The following is a 23293-nucleotide window of genomic DNA, read 5'->3' as shown; positions in this document are numbered from 1 at the left end:
GCATCCATGGATGCCTGACACTGCCATCAATTGTCATTCCTTCAGATACCTTCTTCTTATGCATGATTTACCGGACATCGACTTCACCCAGCGCTTCATCTTTGACGAAAGCGACGTTCGTGGAGAGCTGGTCGCGCTGGAGCGCAGTTACGCCGAAGTGCTTGCCAAGCACCCCTACCCGGAGCCGGTCGCGCAACTGCTCGGCGAGCTGATGGCCGCTGCTGCCTTGCTGGTAGGTACACTGAAATTCGACGGCCTGCTGATTCTGCAGGCGCGCTCCAGCGGCGCTGTGCCGCTGCTGATGGTCGAGTGCTCCAGCGAGCGGGAATTGCGCGGCATTGCCCGTTATGACGAATCCCTGATCGTTCCGGGCGCCGGCCTGCAAGACCTGATGCCTGAAGGTTCGCTGACCCTGACCGTGGACCCGAAGAAGGGCAAGCGTTATCAGGGCATCGTGGCTCTGGACGGCGTCGACCTGTCGGAAAGCCTCTCCAGCTACTTCGTGATGTCCGAGCAGCTTGGCACCCGCTTCTGGCTCAAGGCCGACGGACATCGCGCCCGTGGTCTATTGTTGCAACAGCTTCCCGTGGCACAGATCACCGACCCCGAAGAGCGCGACGCCAGTTGGGAACATGTCATCACCCTGGCCAGCACCCTGTCGGCCGAGGAATTGCTGGGCCTGGACAACCAGACCATCCTGCATCGCCTGTACCACGAAGACCCGGTTCGCCTGTTCGATATCCAGCCGATCTGCTTCCGGTGCAGTTGCTCGCGCGAGCGTTCCGCCAATGCGCTGGTCAGCCTGGGTCTGGAGGATGCGCAGCAACTGGTTCAGGAGCATGCAGGCGCGATCGAGATCGACTGCCAGTTCTGTAATGAGCGCTATTTGTTCGATGCCGCTGACGTCGCCCAGCTGTTTGCTGGCGGTGGTGTCGATTCTCCATCTGACACGCGCCACTAATCGCGAGAGAAACTGTCTCAGAACATCGTGTGGGCGGTTGTAATGCGGTTCTGACAGGAGGGTCCTACCATTTTTGGGCTTTTCTGGCATAATCCCGCCCACTTTTCCGCTGTAGTAGTGGTTGTTTTTTTACTACAAAACCGTTTGAAGCACTCGGCCACTGGCCGACGGGGACCCTGATGACGCAAGCAAACAACGCTGTGTACACCGATCTGAGCATCGACGAACTGGTCAAGGAAGCCCTTGCCCGTGGTGAAGGCGAGCTTTCCGACACCGGCGCACTGGTTGTGCAAACAGGCCATCGCACTGGCCGCTCGCCAGCCGATCGTTTCATCGTTGAAGAGCCGAGCACTCAGGACGCAATCGCCTGGGGCACGATCAACCGCAAGTTCCCGGCTGACAAATTCGATGCTCTGTGGGACCGCGTTGCGGCCTACCTGAGCGAGCGCGAGCGTTTCGTTTCCCACGTTCATGTAGGTTCCGATCCTGCGCACTACCTGCCAGTCAAGATGACCACCGAGACTGCATGGCACAACCTGTTTGGCCGTTGCCTGTTCATTAACCCTGAGCAGTACAACCCGGCCGAGAAGGACGAGTGGCAGATCCAGAACGCTCCATGGTTCGTCTGCGAACCAGAGCGCGACGGCACCAACTCCGATGGCACCGTCATCATCAACTTCGCCGCCAAGAAAGTGCTGATCGCTGGCATGCGCTACGCCGGCGAAATGAAGAAAGCCCTGTTCTCGGTACAGAACTTCCTGCTGCCAGCAGTCGACGTTCTGCCGATGCACTGTGCGGCCAACATGGGCGAAGAGGGCGACGTGACCCTGTTCTTCGGCCTGTCCGGCACTGGCAAGACCACCCTGTCCGCTGACGAAAGCCGCTACCTGATCGGCGACGACGAACACGGCTGGGGCGTGGGCGTTGTGTTCAACATCGAAGGCGGTTGCTATGCCAAGTGCATCGACCTGTCCGAGAAGAACGAGCCTGTGATCTGGAAAGCCATCCAGCACGGCGCCGTACTGGAAAACGTCGTTCTGGACCCGGTCACCAAGAAAGCCGACTACGCCGACGACAGCCTGACCCAGAACAGCCGCGCGGCCTACCCGCGTGAACTGATCGAAAAACGCGCACCGCTGAACCTGGGCGGCGAGCCAAACGCTGTGATCTTCCTGACCTGCGACCTGACCGGCGTACTGCCGCCTGTGTCGATCCTCAGCGAAGAACAGGCTGCCTACCACTTCCTGTCGGGTTACACCGCACTGGTTGGCTCCACCGAAATGGGTTCGGGCGCTGGCATCAAGTCCACCTTCTCCACCTGCTTCGGCGCACCGTTCTTCCCGCGTCCGGCTGGCGAATACGCCGAGCTGCTGATCAAGCGCATCCGCGGCTTCGGCTCCAAGGTCTACCTGGTCAACACCGGCTGGACCGGCGGCGGCTACGGCGTCGGCAAACGCTTCAACATCCCGACCACCCGTGGTGTGATTGCAGCCATCCAGAGCGGCGCGCTGATCGGCGCAGAAACCGAACACCTGGACACCATCAACCTCGACGTACCGAAGTCGGTACCGGGCGTTGAAACCGGCCTGCTGAACCCACGCAACACCTGGGCTGACAAAGCGGCTTACGACGAAGCCGCCAAAGGCCTGGCTGGTCTGTTCATCGAGAACTTCAAGAAGTTCGACGTGAGCGACGCCATCAAGGCTGCCGGTCCGAAGTTGTAATTCGGTTTAGCTGCACAGAGAACCGCCCTTCGGGGCGGTTTTTTATTTGGGTGAAGCGAGTGTCCGTGGGAGGGAGCGTGCTCGCGACTGGGCAATGAAAGTATTCACAGAATCACCGTAAACCGGTAGGCGTGGCTTCAGCCGCGAAGCCATCTTTCGGGTGCTGAAATGTGTGCTGAATTCACCGGCCTCGTCGCGAGCACGCTCCCTCCCACGGTGGGTTGGCTCAAAAAATGTGACGATTCCGAAAGACCCATCCGTATCTTCTGCGTGAAACTTCCCTGACAATCCAACCCGCTTGTGCCTGCCAGATCCGGGAACTAGGCTGCGTCCCGTCGCTGCAAAATCAGCGACCGGGTGTGAGAACCCGTTTGTTTGGGTAATGAGCAGTCAATTGTTCGTCGTCTTTCGGCGTGCTCTATGGCGGCTGTGTACGGGCAGACTTCGGTCTGGCCGGGTTACCCTGCACCGGTTTCTCACCCTGTACACAGCTGCCACCCTTTGTCGTGTGAGAACGACAAAAGCTGGCTCCCGTTCATCGCAGGGAGAAGTCCATGTTAAAAGTAACCCCCGATCCACCCATCAAACTCGAAGAAACCCTCCTGCGGGTTTCCGACCTCTTGCGCAGTGCCTCAGCCGCCGCCTATGAAACCGGTGACCAGCTCAGCGGCCAGAAGCGTGATCTGGCGTTTTCGGTGATCTATCTGGTGGAGATGGCCAATGCGCTGGTCGAGCGATCTCTGGAAAAGATTGAGGTTGGGGTCTGATGCGTTCGCGAATGAATTCGCTCCTACCGAACCGCCGAAAATTCGTAGGAGCGACTTCAGTCGCGAACCCCTTCAGCGCTCAAACCCCAGATCCTGCCTCAGAGCCTCGACGCAGAAGTCTACGAAGGCGCGTACTTTGGATGAGCCGCGACGGCCTTCCAGATAGACCACGTGTACGGGTTCCGGGGCGATTTCAAACGCTTCCAGCACGCATTCGATGCTCCCATCCTGCAGACACTCGCGTATCTGGTACGACGGCACCTGAGTCAGCCCCCAGTTCTGCATCATTGCGCTGATGGCTGCGTTGAAGGACGTCAGGTGCAGCCTTGAGCCGACGTCTACTGAGTGGTCGCGCCCATCGACCCGGAAAGCCCATTTGGGTGGGCGTTCGGAAGCGGATGTTGAAATGGTCGAATGTCGCCGCAGATCGTCCGGGTGTTGCGGTGTGCCATGTGCCGACAGATAGGCTGTGGATGCACAGACCATGCGCCGCACGCTGCCTACGGGGATAGCGGTCAGTGACGAATCGGGCAGGGCACCGATTCGTATGGCCACGTCGACGCCTTCATCCAGCATGTGGACGACTCGATCCACCAGGATGGCGCGGATGTCTACGGTGGGGTGCTGGTCAAGGAAGCGAGTCAGCACCGGCGTGACGTGCAACGCGCCAAACATCTGCGGTGCCGTGACCGTCAGCAGACCGCTGGGAGTCGTGTGGACACCTGCCGCTGCGCTTTGCGCTTCATCGAGGTCTGCAAGCAACCGACGGCAGTCTGTGGCAAAGCGTTGTCCTGCTTCCGTAAGGCGCAGGCTGCGGGTTGTGCGCACGACCAGCAGAACTCCCAGGCGGCTTTCCAGTTGAGCGATTGCACGAGTCACCGTGGCGGTAGAAAGACCGAAATGGCGAGCCACGCTGGCGAAGCTGGATTGCTCCGCCACAGCGGAGAAAAGGGTCATTTCCTGAATTCGGTCCATAGTTTTCCTGTCGGTATTGCAGTCTCTGCAACAGTGAATTGACGTACGTGGTCATTCTCTGCGAATTACGCAATGCCTAGTATGGACCTCAATTCCATTCTGTTGAGGTTTAACCATGAACCATTCCAACTCCCGGACGGGCAGTGACACGCTGGATGTCAGCCGGCGCAAAATCCTCATGGCATCGGCAGTGGGGGCTGCTTCGGCGCTTGTCGTTTCGGCGGCAGGTGCTGCCGGAGCTACCGCTCAAGGTTCTGCTTCCAGAAAAAGCGCTTTGCCCGTTGATGATGCCTTCCGTATTACGTTCAAAACACAAAAGGTTGGCGAGGTCGAGGTGTTCTATCGCGAAGCCGGCCCCAAGGATGCGCCGGTGTTGTTGCTGTTGCACGGCTTCCCGACATCCAGCCACATGTTCCGTAACCTGATGCCGTTGCTGGCAAGTCAGTACCGCGTGATCGCGCCAGACCTGCCAGGTTTCGGTAACACCAAAGCACCACCGCGCGGTCAGTTTGATTACACCTTTGAAAACCTCTACAAGGTAATCGAAGGCTTTACCCAGGCTCTGGATCTGAAGAAATACAGCCTCTACATTTTCGATTACGGCGCGCCCACAGGCCTGCGTCTTGCCGTCGCCAATCCTGAAAAAGTCACGGCCATCATCAGTCAGAACGGAAATGCCTACATGGAAGGCTTCAGCGATCAATGGGGGGCTTGGCAATCCTATTGGCGCGAACCGACGGCGGCCAATCGTGAGGCATGCCGTGCTTCGTTATCGCCGGAAACGATCCGTGACTGGCAATATGGAACGGGCTCCGATCCGAGAAAACTGTCACCGGACGGCTATAACCTGGACATCCTTTACATGGCGCGGCCGGGCGCGGAAGAGATTCAGCTCGATCTGATACTCGACTATCGTAGCAACGTGGCAGCCTATCCGGCATTTCAGCAGTATTTGCGCAAACACCAGCCGCCATTGCTGGCTGTCTGGGGCAAGCATGATCCGGCCTTTATCCCGCCAGGAGCCGAGGCGTATCGTAAGGATATTCCGACTGCCGAAGTTCATCTTCTGGACGCAGGACACTTCGCTCTGGAAACCCACGCTCCGGAGGTTGCCGGGTACATTCGCGATTTCCTTTCACGAAAGCTGAAAGCCTGACACGCCGCAATAACAGGGCTCACCCCAACGGATTGAACCCTTCACCTGCGCTGCAATAACGTTGCTGCGCAGCCTTGCTTGAGCCGGCATGGCTTCGGTCCCATTGCCGGCTCCAGCTTTTGCATTGCTCTCTGAAATACACCTTCGCGCCTTTTCGGCATTCGCGGTATTCGATCGAGCCTCTGGGCCAGTTGGTGCAGACGCTGCTGCCTTCAATGCGGTTGTCGGTGATGCTCCAGACCGCCCGGTAGGTGCGCTTTTTATCCCATTGGTTCACAGTCGCCCATTCGACGCTTTCCACGCTGGCGCGTCCGGCTTGTGGCGCTTGCTGGTCGGCCATGTATTGCGCCATGAACCTGTCGGACACCATGCCCTGGGCCTCATGGTTTTGGGTCGCCCGGGGGAATTGGCCAAAGCGGCAGGTTGCAACGGCTTCGTCGATGACATTGTCCGGGCCTATGCAATCGGCCAGCGGTTGAGGGCGTTGTGAGGTTTGAGCGGGCGCGGTAGAGGCAGTAGTCTGCGTGACCTTGTGAATCGGGGGCGAGGCGGAATTGTTCGCGATCAGCCGCAAGACACCGCTGTAATACAGTACGCCATAGCTGCTCAGGGCCATGAATATGAGCAAGGCCAACAGGTTGCGGTAGAACGTCGAAAAGTTCGATGGGTGGCGTCGCACGTAATGCGTCGCGTCTTCCTCATCGGCACTGAAGTGCTCGTATGAGTTGCGTTTGTCTTGCATGGCATCCATTCACTGAGTTGCGCGTCCCGTGCGCTGAGTCGAGAGCGTAAACGGGATGGATGCCGTTTGCCAGTGTTAGCTAACGTTCATTACATGAAACCGGTACAGGCAATGTGCCTGTATGCATGATTGCCTGCTTAGACTGCTTTAGTGTCCGATGCGCTGGCTGCACTGTTCTTCCCGCTATTGAAAATAGCCAGAGCCGAACTGTCGCCCGATGTCAGATTGGCCGCATAGTTACTTGGATATTGTGCTTTTTCTATCGGCGGCAGGTCGTTGTAATGCGCGAGCATTTCGATCAGCGTGTGGGTGCTCTTGCCGGTTTCGTTGTATTCATCTACGTATTTTTTTGCAATGGCCTGGCTCCATAGTTCCTCGCGGTCATAGTTTTCGGAGAAGGCTGCATTTCGTTCGTTGATGGTGTAATCACCGCTTTCATCGTAGATGATTAACCGCAACTGATCCTGGGACAAACTGGCAAAAGGGTTTGCGCCTGTACCGTTTTTGAATTGTGTCGCCTGTTTGGCTCTTTCCAGGAGTTCGGGATCATCGGTGTCCGGAACTTCGGCATCGTGAATTTCCCGATTCTCGTAGTATTCGGTGCCCGCAATTTTATAAATGATGCTGGTGGCCAGTTTTCCCAGCTCTTTGCTGCTCAGTGTCGAGTCGCGAGACTCTGCGCGAGCGGCACTGTCATTCAGCTGTTTGGCCAGTGTTGAGAGTGTTGCTGTATCCGTGTTTGCCGTGGTTGAAGACAGCTCTTTCGGGTTGACAGTGACAGGGGACACGGAAGCCGTTTTGGCGACGGTCTTGATCGTGTTGCTGGCAAGAAAAGCCGAGATGGAGTTGGTATCGATCATATGTGCTTCCTCGCAGCGTGGGCCCTATCCGTGGTTCTATCGTCATTGTGTCGGCCTGGGAGGCGCAAGCTTTAGTTTTTATCGCCGGCGCGTGTGCATCAGGCACTGATGCACACGTGTACAGCCTTATTTCATGGTGAATTCGGCAGACCAGGCGTAGGTGGACAGGTTGGTGACACCTGAGGTGGCTGTGCAGACGGCACCGCCGCTAGGCGTTGCTGTGCGGGTCCATCGTGGGACTTTCACGCCGCCCGTTGAAATGGCGTTGATGAAGGTCGTTGAAAATACACAGACCTTTGTTCCCATGGTGTAGCGAACGCTGGCATAGCCTGAGTCGGGCAAAGCGGTTTGCACAACATAGGTATTGGAGTCGCCAGCCTGGACCACTGGGCGGATCGAGTCTTTTGCATTCAACTGAGTCGATCTTTCATTGGTGGTGACGATCTTGTATTCAGCAGGCTCGGTTCCCAGGTTCTTGAATGTCACAGTAACCGGTGGACCCGCCTGTGCGGTTGCAGCGACAGCCATTGTGGCCAGTGCAAGAGAGGACAACAGCAGTTTTGAAAGTTTCATAGCAGTAAAGCTCCTTGAGTAAAAGTGTCAACTTCTTGTTGTAGGTGCGTATGAAAATAAAGCGATGGCCCGCCGTCATGCCGGGTTTTCATGGTGTTACAAGTATGGATGCAGAGGCGAGAAGAGTGCGGGGTAACCAGCGGGCAATAAAACATGCACATTTCCCTGTGCCGATACTGATATGAATACTCAGCATCACTCTATCCACGGCAGGGTTTGTATCATGGACAATACAAAAGCGGTAGCCGATAAAATAATTTTCTGAAGAAATAAAGTAATAAGTCTTTTTGTTTCAGAAGTGTTGCAGCGCCCTTCAAGAAAGTGAAGAGCGCCTGTTTTCAATGTCAGGTCACTGCATAAAACTTGCGTACATACACAGTACTCGTCCATTTGCACGGCGCGCCCTGGGCGACGAATACGGTATCGCCCGGCTTTACGCTCAGGGTCGGGCCGTTGTCCAGTTGCAGGTCCACGCTGCCTTCGATCAGGTGCATCAGTTCGTGGATCTTGTGCGGGCGTGCGAAGCGTTCGTAAGGGGTCGAGTCCCAGACGCCGATGCGCAAGGTACTGGCGGTATCTTCAAAGATGTTGTTGCTGCGACATTGCGGGGCTGTGCCGATCAGGATGCCGGCTTCCGGTGGCGATGACGGCGTGAGCGGGGCGTACCGCTCGATCAGGGTGATGCCGGGCTTGTCCGGGCCGCTCGCCTGGGTTGCGGCGCAAAAGGCCCAGATGCTGTGTGGTTGTGCCTCAATGTGCAGGTCGGTACCGCGCCCGATCACGGCGCTTTCTCCAGGGCTGACGGTGATGCTGGTTTGCCCCGAGCGCAAAGTGATTGCGCCACGGTGTACCACCAGCATTTCGGTGTAGGGGTAATGCTCCACGCTTAACGATTCGCCGAGGTTTACCAGGCCGGCAGCAATGCCCTGGTCATCGATGAAGGCGATGCGGCGCTGGATGGCGAACGGGTCGTTTGGGCTCAACGGGCCGGAGGTGAATTCGGTGTCGACAGGGGTGTTATCGGCATGGGCCAGCAACAAGGCGGTTGGGTGTGACATGTGCGCTGAATCTCCAGAAATCTAGCCGATGGCCTGAGTGATAAGGGCAAATTGACGAACGCCTCGGGACGGCTGCGGTACGGGACCCATGCTCATGCAGGTCACGCTGTCCACGCGCTTGAGGCCGGCTTCTTCCAGCCATTGCGGCAGGCCGCTGTCCACCGGGATATCGATGCGTACAAAGGCATAAGGCACCTTGGCAAGCAGTTGCTCGATCATGTGTTTGGCCTGCTCGACGTCTTCGGCAACCAGCGGGCCGATGCACAGGCCACGACCAAAAGGTCGCATGATGGCGAAAGCCTTGAGCTGGCCGTCACGCTCGATACCCACGGCATGTTCGACATTGTTGAGCACATCGCCCAGGGTGACGGTGCGATCCAGCCCGCTGCCGGCATTGGCCAGTTCCAGCACGCGCGGGTGGTCTGTATCGGTCAATGGGCGGCAGTGTTCGCCTGCTTTCAATGCTGTAGCGGACGGCACTTGCGCCTGGCCCTGACGCTGCTCGATCTCGCCAAAAGCGACGAAGCCCATCTTGGCGTACAGCGGCGCGCCTGCCAGCGTGGCATTAAGGACGGCGGTACGTGGCGCGACGCTGCCCACGGCCATTTCCATCAGCTTGCGGCCGATGCCTTTGCCTTGATAGTCGTCGCTGACAATCACCAGCCCGATGGTTGAAAAGTCGCCCTGATGGCAGGCAAAGGCGCTGCCGATCAGCCTGCCGTTATGGATCGCCACAAAGCCCTGGGCGACACGTTGCAGCATGGCCCAGTCTTCCAGCCGGTGCGGCCACTTCAGGTCAAGGGACAGGGTGTGGGCATGACCGACATCGTCGGCGGTCATGGGGCGATATTCATAGTCGATGCGTTGTTGAGCGAGCATGAGGTATCTCCGTGAAAAGCTATAAAAGTCTGCGGCAGGCTTGCTGTATCCCACCTGTGGGCAAGGGTGACAAGAGGGTTGCAAGCATTCGGCAGATTCAATAATCGCGAGCGCTCCAGACCGCAGTTACTTCTTAAACGGGGTAAAAGGTCGGCAGCAAATGCTTGCGGTTTTTTTCTAGCATGGACACCTCGCTTGTCATTGGCTGGAGTCCTTCATGGATAGCTTCGATCCTCGTGTTATTGCTGTGCGCAGCGCTCATTTCATTGCCGGCCAATACCGCGATGCGCAATCGGGTATGGCGGTGTCCCGTCCCTCCGATGGTCAGGTCTATGCAGAGCTGCCGATTGCCGATGCCGCGCTGGTGGACGAAGCCGTGAGCAATGCCTGGCAGGCGTTCAAGCGCAGCGACTGGGCCAGTCGTCCGCCTCGCGAACGTGCCCGGGTCATGCGTCGCTGGGCCGACCTGATCGAAGCCGATGGCGCGGTGTTGGGGCCTCTGGAAGCGGTGGGTTCTACACGTCCGCACAAGGATGTGTTGGCCTGGGACATTCCTTATGTGGCCGAAGGCATTCGTTTCTTCGCCGAGCTGGCGGACAAGCACGGCGGGGAAGTTGCAGCCACCCAGACGGATCGACTGGGCATGCAGATCGCCGAGCCTTACGGTGTGATCGCAGCCATCGCGCCGTGGAATTTCCCGTTGAGCATGGCTTCATGGAAGGTCGCGCCCGCGCTGGCGGCAGGTAATGCCGTGGTGCTCAAGCCTTCGGAACTGACACCGTTTTCGGCTTTGCGTTATGCCGAGCTGGCGGTGAAGGCCGGGATTCCTGCGGGCATCTTCAACGTGGTGCAGGGTGATGGCCGCACCACCGGCGATGGCCTGTGCCGGCATCCGCTTGTCTCGAAAGTGACCTTCACCGGATCGACGGCGACCGGGTCGAGCATCATGTCCACCTGCGCGCTGGTCGGCCCCAAGCCGGTAACGCTGGAGCTGGGCGGCAAAAGCCCGCAACTGGTGTTTGCCGATATTCCGGATATCGCCAAGACAGCCCGCACCGTTGCACTGGCCATTACCGGCAACGCCGGGCAGGTCTGTGTGTCGGGTTCGCGACTTATTATCGAGCGCTCGATCATGGCGCCTTTCGTCGAGCATCTGCAGGCGTACTTCAAGGAGCTGCGCCCCGGCCCGACCTGGTCGCCAGACAGCACGCTGACACCGATCATTTCTCGCCAGCAGGCCATGCGCATCGACAACATCGTGCAACGCTCCCGCGAGGCGGGTGCCGAGGTGTTGACCGGTGGCGGATTGTTCGAAGGCCTGGGCGGCGCCTATTACCAGCCCACTCTGCTGACAGGGCTGGACAACCGGAACCCGGCCGTTTGTGAAGAAGTCTTCGGGCCGGTGCTGACCATTCAGGCTTTCGATGACGAAGAGCAGGCCTTGAGTCTGGCCGAGCACGACACCTATGGGCTGGCAGCCGGGCTGCATACGGCGGACCTGAACCGTGCCCTGCGCCTGATCCGGCGCCTGGAAGCCGGGACGGTGTGGGTGAACCGTTATGGCCGCAGCAACGATTACATTCTGCCCACCGGAGGCTACAAGCGTTCCGGGATCGGCAAGGATCTGGGCAAGGAGGCGTTCGAGGCCAACCTGCGTTTCAAGAGTGTGCTGATCGATATCGGCTGATCTTTTCAAGGTCTGTCAGGCGGGCGCTTCCTCTAGTAGGAAGCGCCCGTTTTTTTTCGCGAATGAATTCGCTCCCACAAGGGCAGACGCGGGCCCAGTGGGAGCGAATTCATTCGCGAAGAACCCCAAACGCAGTTTCTGCGGCGCAAACCCCCGTGTTTGAGCGACAGCGCCCCGAAAAGGGTCATAAAAGCGCCTGAAACCGGGGTTTGCCCAAGGCTGGAGCGCCCCGCAAAGTCTGCTGAGCGCGCACCTTAAAACGGTGCTTTCTATCAAGCAGCCAGCACTTTTAACGCCATATGCTGATTTCACGGTGTTGTAATGAGGGTGTGCTTCAGCGTGCATCAACGATCGTTTCGACCGGGTTGATTGCGCGTCTTGCCATGACCTCAACGAACTTCAGGACCGCACAAAATGAGCTTTCTTCGACCAAAATTCATTACGTTCGACTGCTACGGCACCTTGACCAACTTCCACATGGGCACCATGACCCGCGAGCTGTTCGCCGACCGTGTACCTGTCGAGCAGATGGATCAGTTCGTGAAAGACTTTTCGGCCTATCGCCTGGATCAGGTCATGGGTGAGTGGATGCCGTATGACGAAATCCTGAAGGTTGCTCTGGCACGTACCTGCAAGCGCTGGAACGTTGAATACCGTGGCGAAGGCCAGCTTTATTACGACGCCGTTCCCACCTGGGGCCCGCATGCCGATGTGCCGGCCGGCCTGTCGAAAATTGCCGACAAGATCCCGCTGGTGATTTTCTCCAACGCCAGCGACAGCCAGATCATGTCCAACGTCGACAAGCTCGGCGCGCCTTTCTACAAGGTGTTCACTGCCGAACAGGCTCAGGTCTACAAGCCGCGTCTGGCAGCGTTCGAGTTCATGCTCGACAACCTCGGCTGTGGCCCGGAAGACATTTTGCATGTGTCTTCGAGTTTCCGTTACGACCTGTTTTCAGCCCATGACATGAAGATCAGGAACAAGGCATTTGTGGCCCGAGGACACGAACAGCCAGCCAACAGTTTCTATGAGTATCACCAGATCCCCGACATCGGCGGTCTGGCCGGGCTGGTCGGTCTGTAAAAGCGGCATGTTCAAGGTGCTTTCCATCAAGCGACAAGGAGAACGAGATGCACAGTGAGTCCTACTGGCTCGATACTGCTCCGGCCTTTACCGGTGCCTGCGAAGGTACTGTGGAAGGGCAGGCAGATGTGGTGATTGTCGGGGGCGGTTTTACCGGACTTGCGGCAGCTCGTGCCTTGGCCTTGAAAGGCGCCAGTGTTGTGGTTCTGGAGGCGGGCCGGGTGATCGGCGAAGCGTCCGGCCGCAATGGCGGGCAATGCAATACCGGCGTTGCCCAGGACTATGCCTCGTTGAGTCAGAGCCTGGGTGCCGGGCAGGCCCGCGAGTATTACAAGGCGTATGAAAGCGCGGTGCAGAGCGTTGTCGATGTGATCGAGCAGGAGAGCATCGCCTGTGACATCAAGCGCAACGGCAAGCTCAAGCTGGCCGCCAAGCCCGGTCATTACGAAGGGCTTGCCCGCACCTGCGAGCTGATCCGGCGTGAAGTGGATGCCGATGTCGAGTTGCTCTCGGCTCAGGATGTGCGCGCCGAGATCGATTCTGACGAGTTTCACGGCGGCCTGTTGCAGCGCAACGGCGTGCAGATTCATGTGGGGCGTTTTGGTCTGGGCCTGGCCGATGCGGCGGTGCGCCATGGCGCTCGCGTCTATCAGGACGCTCTGGTCAAGGACTGGAAAGCCAGCGGCAACGGCTTTGTGGTCAACACCTCCAAGGGTTCGATCCAGGCCGGGCAAGTGTTGCTGGCCACCGGCGCTTGCCAGCACGGCGGGCTGGGCTGGTATCGGCGCCGGATCGTTCCGGTGGGCAGTTTCGTGATCGCCACCGAAGTGCTGCCTCAGGAACTGATCAATCGTCTGTTCCCCAACCAGCGTGCCTATGTCACCAGCCGTTTGATCGGCAACTATTTCCGTCTTACGCCTGATAACCGTTTGCTGTTTGGCGGTCGTGCGCGCTTTGCCATGTCCAACAGCAGCTCTGATGCCAAGAGCGGCAAGGTGCTGCAGGCGGCCATGGTGCAGATGTTCCCGCAACTGGCCCACGTGAAGATCGATTACTGCTGGGGCGGGCTGGTGGACATGACCTCCGACCGTCTGCCCCGTGCAGGCGAGCATGACGGGGTTTTCTACTCGATGGGCTACAGCGGCCATGGCGTGCAGATGTCGGTGCACATGGGCCAGGTCATGGCCCAAGTCATGGAAGGCAAGGCACAGGCCAACCCCTGGCGCGACCTGAGCTGGCCAGCGATTCCCGGCCACTTTGGCAAACCGTGGTTCCTGCCGCTGGTGGGAGCGTATTACCGCTATCAGGACAGTCGCTACTGAGTTTTTGTTTCACCGTCGTCGCGTGTGCTTAAAGGACGCTCCGGTCAACCGTGAGCAACTCGGACATTCCCTTTTTCGACAGGTAGAACTGATATGGCTGACAAGAAAAATGATTCCCCGTTGATTTCCGGCCAGGACAGCCTGCGGGTTTTCGAGGGGCTCAATCGCGGTCTGTCGCGCCGCGATGCATTGCGCATGCTGGGCGTCGCCGGTGTCATGGCGGCAGGTTCCAGCAGCCTGTTCGGTGCGGCGGGGAAAGTGTTTGCCGATGACGACGCGGCACCCGTGAAAGGCAAGCCGGGCGGACGCATTCGTGTGGCAGGCATGTCCAGCTCCACGGCCGATACCCTCGACCCGGCCAAGGGTGCGCTGTCCACCGACTATGTTCGCCACTTCATGTTCTACAACGGCCTGACCCGTTTCGACAGCCATCTGGTACCGCATCCGGAGCTGGCTGAAAAGATCGAAAACAGCAACGCAACGGTGTGGACCATCACCTTGCGCAAGGACGTCACCTTCCACAACGGCAAGCCGCTGAGCGCCGCCGATGTGGTGTTCTCCCTGTCGCGCCACAAGGACCCTGTGACTGGCTCGAAAGTCATGCCGCTGATGGCGCAGTTTTCCGAGATCAAGGCGACCGGCCCGCTGGAAGTCCAGATCACCCTGAGTTCACCCAACGCCGAGCTGCCGTCGATCCTGGCGGTGTCGCATCTGTTGATCGTGCCCGAAGGCACTACCGATTTCAGCAAGGGCATCGGCACCGGCCCGTTCACGGTCAAGGAGTTCACGCCGGGCGTGCGTTCCGTCAGCGCCCGCAACCCGAACTACTGGAAACCCGGCCTGCCGTATCTGGACGAGATCGAGTTCATTGCCATCGGCGACGAGCCATCGCGGGTCAACGCCCTGCTGTCCGGCGACGTACACATGATCAACGAGGTCAACCCGCGCTCCACCACCCGCATTGCCGCCAGTGCCGGTCACCGTGTCGTGGATGCGCCGTCGGGCAACTACACCGATCTGATCATTCGCCAGGACCAGATGCCCGGCAAGAGCCCCGAATTCACCGAGGCCATGAAGTACCTGCTGGACCGCGAACAGGTCAAGTCGGCGGTCTTCCGTGGTTACGCACGGGTGGGTAACGATCATCCGATTGCGCCCGGTTCGCGTTACTTCAATGCCGACCTGCCGCAGCGTCAGTACGACCCGGAAAAAGCCAAATTCCTGCTCAAGAAAGCCGGGCTGGAAAAGATCACCATGCCAGTGGCGGCATCGCCGGCTGCAACCGGTTCGGTGGATATCGCCGTACTGCTGCAACAGTCGGCCAGACAGGCCGGGCTGACTCTCAACGTCAACCGTCTGCCCAGCGATGGCTACTGGTCCAACCACTGGATGAAACACCCGCTGAGCTTCGGCAACATCAACCCGCGCCCGAATGCCGACGTGATCTTCTCGCAGTTTTTCCAGTCATCCGCGCCGTGGAACGAGTCGGCCTGGAAGAACGACCAGTTCGATCAGTTGCTGATGCTGGCCCGTGGCGAAACCGACGACGAGAAGCGCGGCAAGATGTATGGCGACATGCAGGCGCTGGTCAGCCAGCACTGTGGCATCGGCATCCCGGTGTTCATCAGCAATATCGACGGCGTGGACAAGCGTATCCAGGGTTACTCCAGCAACCCGCTGGGTGGCTTCATGGGTTACATGTTCAGCGAGCAGGTGTGGCTGGACGCGTAACAACGGCTGTGGACTGATGCGGGAGCAGGCAGATGAATAGCAACACATTCTGGCTGATCGTCCAGCGCCTGGGCGCTGCGATCGTGACCTTGTTGATTGTTTCCGTGGTGGTGTTCGCCATCACGGCAGTGTTGCCCGGCGATGCGGCGCAAGCCGCCCTCGGGCAGTTCGCGACCCCTGAACAGGTTGCGGCCCTGCGCATCAAGCTGGGTCTGGATCAGCCGGGTGTGGTGCGTTACCTGCAATGGCTGATGAACCTGCTGGGCGGCAACATGGGTGAGTCGGTGTCCAACGCCATGCCGGTGACCGACCTGATCGCCGGGCGTTTCCCCAACACCCTGATGCTGGCGGCTACCACCGCGCTGGTGTCGGTGCCGGTTGCCCTGGCGCTGGGCATCGGCTCGGCCATGGGCCGTGGCGGTCGCCTGGACAGCGCCCTGAGTTTCATCACCCTGGCGCTGGTGGCGGTGCCCGAGTTTCTGGTGGCGACTCTGGCGGTACTGATCTTTGCCGTGAACCTGGGCTGGTTGTCGGCGTTGTCCTATGCCAGCGATGTCAGCTCGCCGCTGCAGTTCATCCGCACGTATGCCTTGCCGGTGATGACCCTGTGCTGCGTCATCGTCGCCCAGATGGCGCGCATGACCCGCGCTGCCGTCATTGACCAGCTCGACAGCCCGTACGTCGAGATGGCCCGGCTCAAGGGTGTGAGCCCGACGCGGATCGTGCTGCAACATGCCTTGCCCAACGCCATCGGGCCGATTGCCAATGCCGTTGCATTGAGCCTGTCCTACCTGCTGGGTGGCGTGGTGATTGTCGAAACCATCTTTAACTATCCCGGCATCGCCAGCCTCATGGTCGATGCCGTGACCAACCGGGACATGGCGCTGGTGCAAGCCTGCACCATGCTGTTCTGCTCGGCTTATCTGGGGTTGGTGTTGCTGGCCGACCTGTGTGCAATCCTTTCCAATCCGAGGCTGAGAACCCAATGAGAGATGTCATTGTGAAGTCGACGCCAGCCGCGCCGGACCTGGCGCTGGGCAAGATATCCCACGGGCCTTCCTGGCTGGGCCTGATCGGCGCGGCGATGTGTTTCCTGTGGCTGCTGGTCGCGTTGTTCGGCCCATGGCTGGCGCCGTATTCGGTGGGCGAAGTGGTTTCCGACAACGTGTTCGATGCCATCAGCGCCACGCACCTGTTCGGCACCGATTATCTGGGCCGTGACATGCTCAGCCGGGTGCTGGTCGGCGCGCGTTTCACCATCGGTCTGGCTTTGGTTGCCGCGATACTTGCCAGCGGTATCGGCACCTTCTTTGCGCTGATTTCAGTGGTCGCGCCCAAATGGCTGGACGAAGTCATCAGCCGTCTCATGGACGCCTTTATCTCGATCCCCAGCAAGATGCTTGCGCTGATCATGGTGTCGGCCTTCGGTTCGTCCATCACCCTGCTGATCTGCACAGCGGTACTGAGTTTCATGCCCGGCGCCTTTCGCATTGCGCGCAGTCTGGCAGTGAATATCGAGGCGCTGGAGTACGTGCAAGTGGCTCGCACCCGTGGAGAAAGCCGCCTCTACATCGCCTGCCACGAAATCCTGCCCAACATGCTCAACCCGGTGATGACCGACCTGGGCCTGCGCTTCGGTTTCATCGTGCTGCTGCTCAGTGGCATGAGCTTTCTGGGGCTGGGCGTACAGCCGCCGGATGCGGACCTGGGGTCGCTGGTGCGCGAGAACATCGGCGGGCTCAATCAGGGCGCTCCTGCCATCGTGATTCCGGCACTGGCCATCGGCACGCTGACCATCGGGGTCAATCTCTTCATCGACCGGCTGTCATCAAGCCGCAGTCGCCGCTCGGGAGGTCGATGAGATGAGTGAATTGATAAGGGTGCAAGACCTGCGAGTGGTTGCCAGCGGCGACCGTGGCGAAACCGAGATCGTCAAAGGCGTGAGTTTCGCGCTGGAAAAAGGTGAAGTGCTGGCGCTGATCGGTGAGTCCGGTTCCGGCAAGACCACCATCGCCCTGGCGCTGTTGGGCTATGCGCGACGCGGCTGCCGCTTGGCCAGCGGTGTGGTGCAGATTGGCGAACACGACATGCTCAGCCTGCCGGAAAGCCAATTGCAGGGTTTGCGTGGGAATCGGGTGTCCTACATCGCGCAAAGTGCTGCTGCCGCTTTCAATCCGGCCAAGCGGCTGATCGATCAGGTGATCGAAGGTGCGCTGATTCATGGGCTGGGCAACCGGGCGGTGCTGGAAGCCAAGGCCGTCGAGTTGTTCCGCGATCTGGCACTGCCCAACCCTGAGCAGATCGGCCAGCGTTATCCGCATCAGGTGTCGGGTGGTCAGTTGCAGCGGGTCATGGCGGCCATGGCGCTGATCAGCGACCCTTTGCTGGTGATCCTCGACGAGCCCACTACGGCGCTGGATGTGACCACTCAGATCGACGTGCTTCGCGCGTTCAAGCGCGTGGTGCGCGAGCGGGGCGCGACGGCGGTGTATGTCTCCCATGACCTGGCGGTCGTGGCGCAGATGGCTGATCAGATCGTGGTGCTCAACGGCGGGCAGATCATCGAGAAAAGCAGCACCACTGCGCTGCTCAAAGGCCCGGAAGAAGCGTATACCCGCAGTTTGCTGGCGGCAGCCCGCCCCGACGCAACCCTGAGCCCGGCCAGTGAGGTGGCCAAGGACAGCGTGCTGCTGACCATCAAGGGCATGACCGCCGGCTACGGCAAGAAGAACCTGCAAGGCATGCCGATGATTCGCGTGCTCGAAGACATCGACCTGACCATTCGCCGTGGCCAGGCCATCGGCGTGATCGGTGAGTCCGGTTCGGGCAAGTCGACCCTGGCGCGTGTGGTCGCCGGTTTGCTGGACCCGGCACGGGGCAGCCTGGTGTTCGATGGCGCCGAATTGTCCGGCACCCTTGCCGGGCGTACGCCAGACCAGTTCCGCCGTATCCAGATGGTGTTCCAGAATGCCGATACGGCACTCAACCCGATGCACAGCGTCAGCACCATCCTGGCCCGGCCTTTGAAAATGTACTTCGGCCTCAAGGGTCAGGCCTTGCGCCAGCGTATCGATGAGCTGATGGATCTGGTGCGTCTGCCCCGTGAGCTGGCCGAGCGCCGTCCCAACGAACTGTCCGGTGGCCAGAAACAGCGTATCAACCTGGCCCGCGCTCTGGCGGCCAAGCCGGACCTGATCCTCTGCGATGAAGTGACCTCGGCGCTGGATACCGTGGTCGGCGCAGCGATTCTTGAACTCTTGGGCGACTTGCGGCGCGAGTTGGGGGTTTCCTACTTGTTCATCAGCCATGACATCTCCACCGTGCGCGCCCTGTGCGACGACATTGTGGTGATGTACAGCGGCCACAAGGTCGAGGAGGGCAGTTGCGAATCCTTCAGCAAGGCGCCTTTCCATCCTTACACGGACTTGCTGGTGAGTTCGGTACCGGAGCTGCGTCAGGGCTGGCTGGAAGGTTGTTCTTCCAATTGCGGCAAGCTGCCGCCGACCAGCGCCCCTGCCCGTGATACCGAGCTGTGTACCTTTCTCAATCGCTGCCCGGTCCGTATCGAGGGCTTGTGCAACAAGACCACGCCGGGTCGCCGCCAGATTGGTGGGGGCAGCGAAATTCTTTGTCATCGTGAAAGCGCCGAACTGCAGGGCGCACAAGAGAACCTGAATAACGTGACCGTGGGAGCCTATGCATGAAAGGGCGTTTCGTAAGGTTGGGCGAGCGTGATCGGCCCTCTGTCAGCCTCAAAGTCGACGGTCTTTCCGTCGAAGCCTTGCAAGGCGACACCCTGATGGTCGCCTTGCTGACCCAGGGCGCAGCCTTGCGTCAGTCCGAATTCGATCCGGGGCGTCGTGCCGGTTTCTGCCTGATGGGCGCTTGCCAGGATTGCTGGGTATGGACCCGCAGCGGCGAGCGTCTGCGCGCCTGCTCCAATGAAGTCCGCGAGGGGCTTGATATCGTCACTACACAGCCGGAGGCGACATGGCCACTTCACGGTTAGGCGTTGCAGACCCCAAGGCTGCCAGGGTCGTCATCATCGGTGCCGGGCCTGCGGGCACCCGTTGTGCCGAGACGCTGCTGGCGGCGGGCCTCAAGCCGATTCTGATCGATGAAAACCGCCGTGACGGCGGACAGATCTACCGACGTCAGCCCGAAGGTTTCAAGCGTGACTATTCGGCGCTGTATGGCACTGAAGCGCCCAAGGCTCGTGCGCTGCATGAAAGCTTCGACCGCCTGCGCGCGCAGATCGACTATCGGCCCGACACTTTGGCCTGGAACCTGACCCCAGGCCAGTTGTGCTGTGTCAGCCAGGGGCTGCATACCGTGCAGGATTTCGATGCGCTGATTCTGTGTACCGGCGCCACTGACCGGTTGATGCCCATCAAGGGCTGGCAACTGGCGGGGACTTACAGCCTGGGCGGCGCGCAGATTGCCCTCAAGGCGCAGTCGGTATCCATTGGCAGCCAGGTCGTGTTCATGGGCAGCGGCCCGTTGCTGTATCTGGTTGCCAGCCAGTACGTGAAGGCAGGTGCCGACGTGGCGGCAGTGCTCGATACATCGCCCTTCAGCAAGCGAATCGGCGCACTGCCCAAACTGCTGGCGCGTCCGGGGTTGCTGCTCAACGGCATGAAACTGCTGGCTCAGCTTTATAGCGCCAAGGTGCCGGTACACATGGGCGTTCAGCCTGAACAGATTCTGGGTGATGAACAGCAAGGCGTCAGCGGCGTGCGGGTTCGTCTGGCCAATGGTTCGTCCCTGACGGTCGACTGCGATGCCCTGGCCCTTGGGTATCACCTGCGTCCCGAAACCCAACTGGCCGACCTTGCAGGTTGCCAGTTGCGTTTCGATAAGGATTCCGGCCAATGGCTGCTGGCTGTCGATGAAGAAGGCCGGACCTCGGTCAAAGGCGTCTACGCCGCTGGCGATGGGGCGAAGATTCGCGGTGCCGACGCTGCCGAGCAGGCTGGACGTCTGGCGGCCCTGGCCGTGTTGCAGGATCTGGATATACCGGTGGATCCGGGGCGTCAGGCCCAGGTGCGCAAGGACCTTGAGGTCATGGATCGTTTCCGTGTCGGGTTGACCGAAGCCTTTCCATGGCCCGCTGCCCAGGCCGCGGCCTTGCCTGACGATGCGATTGTCTGCCGCTGCGAAATGATCAGCGCGGGCGAACTGCGGGGCGTCATGCGTCAGAAAGGCGCCTGCGAGGTCAACCGCGCCAAGGCTTTCAGCCGGGTCGGCATGGGGCGCTGTCAGGGACGTTATTGCTCACAGGCGGGCGCTGAAGTGATTGCCGCCGCTGCGGGCGTGCCAGTCGAACAGGTCGGGCGGCAGCGCGGGCAGGCGCCGGTCAAACCCTTGTCCATGCTCACAGATGAGGTGGTGTCATGAAGCAGCCGAAAGTCGATGTGCTGATCATTGGTGGCGGGATCATGGGGTCGTCTTCGGCCTTCTTCCTGCGCCAGCGTGGCCAGTCGGTGACCTTGCTGGAGCGCGACATGATCGGCCAGTACGCCAGCGGCGTTAACTTTGGCAACGTCCGTCGTCAGGGCCGTTTTCTCGGTCAACTGGAGCTGGCTAACCGCTCGTGGGGTTTGTGGAAGCGCTTGCCGGAACTGATTGACGACGATCTGGAGTTCATTCCTTCAGGGCACATGCGGGTCTGCTACCGCGAAGATGAAATCCCGGAACTGGAAGCCTATGCCGCCGCGCCCGAAGCCCGGCAACTGGATCTGCAGGTCTACAGCGGCAAGGCGCTGCATGAGCGTTTCCCGTTTCTGGGGCCTGACGTGAAAGGCGGCTCCTACGCGCCTCACGATGGGCATGCCAACCCGCGTCTGGCCGCACCGGCCTTTGCCCGTGCCGCTATTCGGGCCGGCGCGCGGATCGAGGAGCGCACCGAGGTCGCCCACGTGCAAAAGGTCGGTGGCGAATTTGAAGTCACCACCACCGATGGCCGGATCTTCACTGCCGATAACCTGCTGATCACTGCAGGCGCCTGGGGCCAGAAACTGTCCGAGCAGTTCGGCGAGCCGGTTCCGCTGGATACCCACGGGCCGCAAATGGCGGTGACCGAACCTGTGCCTTACGCGCTGCCGACAGTGATCGGCGTCTATACCAAGATTGCCCACGAAGTGATCTATTTCCGGCAGATCCCGCGGGGCAACATCATCATTGGCGGTGGCTTTCGCAGCAAACCGGACATGATCAACCGGCGCGCCTATGTCGAGCCGCGCAGCATCATCAATCAGGTGCAGCAGATGCGCCGGTTGCTGCCCGGTGTGGGTAACCTGAACATCATCCGGGTGTGGAGCGGCATCGAAGGCTATACGCCGGATTCGTTGCCGGTCATGGGGCGTAGCGGCGCGGTGGACGGCCTGTTTTATGCCTTCGGCTTCTGCGGGCACGGCTTCCAGCTTGGCCCGGGCGTTGGGGATGTGATGGCCGAGCTGATCAGCACCGGTAGCACCACCACGTCCATCAGCCCTTTCGACATCCGTCGTTTCGCCATGGCCAACGAGCAAGCGAGTAAAGCCTCATGACGCCCCGTGCACTGGAAATTCTCAAGCGCCTGATTGCCTTCGATACGGTGTCGTCAGAGTCGAACATGGCGCTGATCGAATACGTTCGCGACCTGCTGGCGACCAAGGGCATCGAGTCGCTGATCGTCAAGGACGAAACCGGCAAGAAGGCCAACCTGTTTGCCAGCACCGGTCCACGGCAACAACCGGGTGTTTTGCTGTCCGGTCATACCGACGTGGTGCCCGCTGCCGGTCAGGCCTGGACCGTTCCGCCGTTTGAAGCGACGCTACGCGACGGGCGCATTTATGGCCGTGGCACCTGCGACATGAAGGGCTTCATTGCCCTGGCCATCGACGCCATGCTCGATGCGGCGGACATGACCCTCAGTCGGCCGCTGCAACTGGCGTTGTCCCACGATGAAGAGATTGGCTGCGTCGGCGTGCGGCGTTTGCTGGACGTGCTGCATCTGGCACCGTTACGACCCTTTCTGTGCGTGGTCGGTGAGCCGACCCTGATGCAGTTCGCCATCGGCCATAAGGGCAAAAGCTCCTACCGCACCTACTGCCGTGGCCAGGAAGCGCATTCCTCCCTGGCGCCTCGTGCGGTCAACGCGATTCATCTGGCCAGCGATTTCATTGCCGAGCTGCGCAAGAGCCAGGCACTGGTCGAGCAGCAGGGCGCGCGGGACGAAGGCTACGACATTCCTTACAGCACCGTGCATATCGGTCGTATCGACGGTGGCAAGGCGCTGAATATCGTGCCGAACCTCTGCACCCTGGAGTTCGAGTACCGCAATCTGCCGGGGGATGATCCCGATCTGCTGCTTGCGCAATTGCGTGAACGTGCCGAAGTGCTCGTGCGCGAGGCCCGGCAACTGTCTGGCGTGGCGGACATCGAAATTGAAATCATGAACGAGTACCCTGCGCTGGAAACACACCCCAGCGTCGAGGCCGTTCGCCTGTTGCATGCCTTCGCCGAGCCTGGGACGCAGCACATCAAGGTTTCCTATGGCACCGAAGGCGGCCTGTTCGCCGGGCGTCTCAATGTGCCAGTGGTGGTGTGTGGGCCGGGCTCCATCGAGCAGGCGCACAAGCCCGACGAGTTTATCGAGGTCAGCCAGATGACCGCAGGCGAGCGCTTCCTGCAGAGCCTGCTGGGTTCGTTGCGGCAGTAGAGGCTGCCGTGGGGCGGCGAATTTCAGCATCCGACGCTGCTGGTTCGCCGCTTTCAGCATCCTGGACTGTGGC

At 59.9% G+C, this 23293-nt stretch carries 21 protein-coding genes; 15 read left to right on the top strand and 6 right to left on the bottom strand.

Features of this window, described 5'->3' with window-relative positions:
- Nucleotides 1-58: 58 nt before the first annotated feature.
- The 3 genes from hslO (at nucleotide 59) to KGD89_RS24780 (ending at nucleotide 3452) form a co-directional block, all read left to right on the top strand.
- Nucleotides 59-961, top strand: a complete 903-nt coding sequence (gene hslO / locus KGD89_RS24790; RefSeq protein ID WP_025262424.1) for an Hsp33 family molecular chaperone HslO — start codon at nucleotides 59-61, stop codon at nucleotides 959-961.
- 179 nt (nucleotides 962-1140) lie between these two features.
- Complete coding sequence (locus tag KGD89_RS24785) at nucleotides 1141-2685, top strand: phosphoenolpyruvate carboxykinase (protein ID WP_025262423.1); 1545 nt, start codon at nucleotides 1141-1143, stop codon at nucleotides 2683-2685.
- Between the two features lie 554 nt (nucleotides 2686-3239).
- A complete protein-coding gene (locus KGD89_RS24780; protein ID WP_025262422.1) occupies nucleotides 3240-3452 on the top strand; it encodes a DUF6124 family protein in 213 nt (70 codons plus the stop codon).
- 72 nt (nucleotides 3453-3524) lie between these two features.
- Here KGD89_RS24780 and KGD89_RS24775 read toward each other — a convergent pair whose 3' ends face one another.
- Complete coding sequence (locus KGD89_RS24775; protein ID WP_025262421.1) at nucleotides 3525-4427, bottom strand: LysR substrate-binding domain-containing protein; 903 nt, start codon at nucleotides 4425-4427, stop codon at nucleotides 3525-3527.
- A gap of 274 nt (nucleotides 4428-4701) precedes the next feature.
- Here KGD89_RS24775 and KGD89_RS24770 point away from each other — a divergent pair, with 274 nt between their 5' ends.
- Nucleotides 4702-5583, top strand: coding sequence for an alpha/beta fold hydrolase (locus tag KGD89_RS24770; RefSeq protein WP_025262420.1), 882 nt, complete (start codon nucleotides 4702-4704; stop codon nucleotides 5581-5583).
- Between the two features lie 19 nt (nucleotides 5584-5602).
- On the opposite strand, the gene KGD89_RS24765 is transcribed toward KGD89_RS24770, so the two are convergent.
- The 5 genes from KGD89_RS24765 to KGD89_RS24745 form a co-directional block, all read right to left on the bottom strand.
- The gene (locus KGD89_RS24765) at nucleotides 5603-6199 is read right to left on the bottom strand and encodes a hypothetical protein (RefSeq protein WP_051427795.1); all 597 of its coding nucleotides are present in this window, start codon (nucleotides 6197-6199) and stop codon (nucleotides 5603-5605) included.
- Between the two features lie 263 nt (nucleotides 6200-6462).
- A complete protein-coding gene (locus KGD89_RS24760; RefSeq protein WP_025262418.1) occupies nucleotides 6463-7185 on the bottom strand; it encodes a hypothetical protein in 723 nt (240 codons plus the stop codon).
- 126 nt (nucleotides 7186-7311) lie between these two features.
- On the bottom strand, nucleotides 7312-7758 hold the full coding sequence (locus tag KGD89_RS24755) for a hypothetical protein (protein ID WP_025262417.1): 447 nt from the start codon (nucleotides 7756-7758) through the stop codon (nucleotides 7312-7314).
- Between the two features lie 344 nt (nucleotides 7759-8102).
- On the bottom strand, nucleotides 8103-8816 hold the full coding sequence (locus KGD89_RS24750) for a cupin domain-containing protein (RefSeq protein ID WP_025262416.1): 714 nt from the start codon (nucleotides 8814-8816) through the stop codon (nucleotides 8103-8105).
- Between the two features lie 21 nt (nucleotides 8817-8837).
- On the bottom strand, nucleotides 8838-9695 hold the full coding sequence (locus tag KGD89_RS24745; protein ID WP_025262415.1) for a GNAT family N-acetyltransferase: 858 nt from the start codon (nucleotides 9693-9695) through the stop codon (nucleotides 8838-8840).
- 217 nt (nucleotides 9696-9912) lie between these two features.
- On the opposite strand from KGD89_RS24745, the gene KGD89_RS24740 reads away from it, so the two are divergent.
- The 11 genes from KGD89_RS24740 (at nucleotide 9913) to argE (ending at nucleotide 23220) form a co-directional block, all read left to right on the top strand.
- The gene (locus KGD89_RS24740; protein WP_025262414.1) at nucleotides 9913-11382 is read left to right on the top strand and encodes an aldehyde dehydrogenase family protein; all 1470 of its coding nucleotides are present in this window, start codon (nucleotides 9913-9915) and stop codon (nucleotides 11380-11382) included.
- A 414-nt stretch (nucleotides 11383-11796) separates the two neighbouring features.
- Complete coding sequence (locus KGD89_RS24735; protein WP_025262413.1) at nucleotides 11797-12465, top strand: haloacid dehalogenase type II; 669 nt, start codon at nucleotides 11797-11799, stop codon at nucleotides 12463-12465.
- 47 nt (nucleotides 12466-12512) lie between these two features.
- On the top strand, nucleotides 12513-13787 hold the full coding sequence (locus tag KGD89_RS24730) for an NAD(P)/FAD-dependent oxidoreductase (protein WP_025262412.1): 1275 nt from the start codon (nucleotides 12513-12515) through the stop codon (nucleotides 13785-13787).
- 93 nt (nucleotides 13788-13880) lie between these two features.
- A complete protein-coding gene (locus tag KGD89_RS24725; protein ID WP_025262411.1) occupies nucleotides 13881-15518 on the top strand; it encodes an ABC transporter substrate-binding protein in 1638 nt (545 codons plus the stop codon).
- 32 nt (nucleotides 15519-15550) lie between these two features.
- Nucleotides 15551-16507: an ABC transporter permease gene (locus KGD89_RS24720; RefSeq protein WP_025262410.1), complete on the top strand. Its 957-nt coding sequence runs from the start codon at nucleotides 15551-15553 to the stop codon at nucleotides 16505-16507.
- Nucleotides 16504-17379: an ABC transporter permease gene (locus tag KGD89_RS24715; protein WP_025262409.1), complete on the top strand. Its 876-nt coding sequence runs from the start codon at nucleotides 16504-16506 to the stop codon at nucleotides 17377-17379. Before KGD89_RS24720 ends, KGD89_RS24715 begins: the two co-directional genes overlap by 4 nt.
- Before the next feature lies 1 nt (nucleotide 17380).
- Entirely contained in the window at nucleotides 17381-19222 is a 1842-nt protein-coding gene (locus KGD89_RS24710) for an ABC transporter ATP-binding protein (protein ID WP_025262408.1), read from the top strand.
- Nucleotides 19219-19527: a (2Fe-2S)-binding protein gene (locus KGD89_RS24705; protein WP_025262407.1), complete on the top strand. Its 309-nt coding sequence runs from the start codon at nucleotides 19219-19221 to the stop codon at nucleotides 19525-19527. The genes KGD89_RS24710 and KGD89_RS24705 overlap by 4 nt, the downstream gene beginning before the upstream one ends.
- On the top strand, nucleotides 19509-20915 hold the full coding sequence (locus KGD89_RS24700; RefSeq protein ID WP_025262406.1) for an FAD/NAD(P)-dependent oxidoreductase: 1407 nt from the start codon (nucleotides 19509-19511) through the stop codon (nucleotides 20913-20915). The genes KGD89_RS24705 and KGD89_RS24700 overlap by 19 nt, the downstream gene beginning before the upstream one ends.
- Entirely contained in the window at nucleotides 20912-22066 is a 1155-nt protein-coding gene (locus KGD89_RS24695; protein WP_025262405.1) for an NAD(P)/FAD-dependent oxidoreductase, read from the top strand. Before KGD89_RS24700 ends, KGD89_RS24695 begins: the two co-directional genes overlap by 4 nt.
- Nucleotides 22063-23220: an acetylornithine deacetylase gene (gene argE, locus KGD89_RS24690; RefSeq protein WP_025262404.1), complete on the top strand. Its 1158-nt coding sequence runs from the start codon at nucleotides 22063-22065 to the stop codon at nucleotides 23218-23220. The genes KGD89_RS24695 and argE overlap by 4 nt, the downstream gene beginning before the upstream one ends.
- Nucleotides 23221-23293: the final 73 nt, after the last annotated feature.

This window comes from Pseudomonas cichorii (genome assembly GCF_018343775.1).
Taxonomy (GTDB): domain Bacteria; phylum Pseudomonadota; class Gammaproteobacteria; order Pseudomonadales; family Pseudomonadaceae; genus Aquipseudomonas; species Aquipseudomonas cichorii.
This window is presented reverse-complemented; position numbering and strand designations above follow the sequence as displayed.

What these genes read in the sequence shown, in the direction of transcription:
- hslO (WP_025262424.1), top strand. Translation starts at nt 59, where the DNA reads ATGCATGATTTACCGGACATCGACTTCACCCAGCGCTTCATCTTTGAC.
- KGD89_RS24785 (WP_025262423.1), top strand. Translation starts at nt 1,141, where the DNA reads ATGACGCAAGCAAACAACGCTGTGTACACCGATCTGAGCATCGACGAA.
- KGD89_RS24780 (WP_025262422.1), top strand. Translation starts at nt 3,240, where the DNA reads ATGTTAAAAGTAACCCCCGATCCACCCATCAAACTCGAAGAAACCCTC.
- KGD89_RS24775 (WP_025262421.1), bottom strand. Translation starts at nt 4,427, where the DNA reads ATGGACCGAATTCAGGAAATGACCCTTTTCTCCGCTGTGGCGGAGCAA.
- KGD89_RS24765 (WP_051427795.1), bottom strand. Translation starts at nt 6,199, where the DNA reads ATGGCCCTGAGCAGCTATGGCGTACTGTATTACAGCGGTGTCTTGCGG.
- KGD89_RS24760 (WP_025262418.1), bottom strand. Translation starts at nt 7,185, where the DNA reads ATGATCGATACCAACTCCATCTCGGCTTTTCTTGCCAGCAACACGATC.
- KGD89_RS24755 (WP_025262417.1), bottom strand. Translation starts at nt 7,758, where the DNA reads ATGAAACTTTCAAAACTGCTGTTGTCCTCTCTTGCACTGGCCACAATG.
- KGD89_RS24750 (WP_025262416.1), bottom strand. Translation starts at nt 8,816, where the DNA reads ATGTCACACCCAACCGCCTTGTTGCTGGCCCATGCCGATAACACCCCT.
- KGD89_RS24745 (WP_025262415.1), bottom strand. Translation starts at nt 9,695, where the DNA reads ATGCTCGCTCAACAACGCATCGACTATGAATATCGCCCCATGACCGCC.
- KGD89_RS24740 (WP_025262414.1), top strand. Translation starts at nt 9,913, where the DNA reads ATGGATAGCTTCGATCCTCGTGTTATTGCTGTGCGCAGCGCTCATTTC.
- KGD89_RS24735 (WP_025262413.1), top strand. Translation starts at nt 11,797, where the DNA reads ATGAGCTTTCTTCGACCAAAATTCATTACGTTCGACTGCTACGGCACC.
- KGD89_RS24730 (WP_025262412.1), top strand. Translation starts at nt 12,513, where the DNA reads ATGCACAGTGAGTCCTACTGGCTCGATACTGCTCCGGCCTTTACCGGT.
- KGD89_RS24725 (WP_025262411.1), top strand. Translation starts at nt 13,881, where the DNA reads ATGGCTGACAAGAAAAATGATTCCCCGTTGATTTCCGGCCAGGACAGC.
- KGD89_RS24720 (WP_025262410.1), top strand. Translation starts at nt 15,551, where the DNA reads ATGAATAGCAACACATTCTGGCTGATCGTCCAGCGCCTGGGCGCTGCG.
- KGD89_RS24715 (WP_025262409.1), top strand. Translation starts at nt 16,504, where the DNA reads ATGAGAGATGTCATTGTGAAGTCGACGCCAGCCGCGCCGGACCTGGCG.
- KGD89_RS24710 (WP_025262408.1), top strand. Translation starts at nt 17,381, where the DNA reads ATGAGTGAATTGATAAGGGTGCAAGACCTGCGAGTGGTTGCCAGCGGC.
- KGD89_RS24705 (WP_025262407.1), top strand. Translation starts at nt 19,219, where the DNA reads ATGAAAGGGCGTTTCGTAAGGTTGGGCGAGCGTGATCGGCCCTCTGTC.
- KGD89_RS24700 (WP_025262406.1), top strand. Translation starts at nt 19,509, where the DNA reads ATGGCCACTTCACGGTTAGGCGTTGCAGACCCCAAGGCTGCCAGGGTC.
- KGD89_RS24695 (WP_025262405.1), top strand. Translation starts at nt 20,912, where the DNA reads ATGAAGCAGCCGAAAGTCGATGTGCTGATCATTGGTGGCGGGATCATG.
- argE (WP_025262404.1), top strand. Translation starts at nt 22,063, where the DNA reads ATGACGCCCCGTGCACTGGAAATTCTCAAGCGCCTGATTGCCTTCGAT.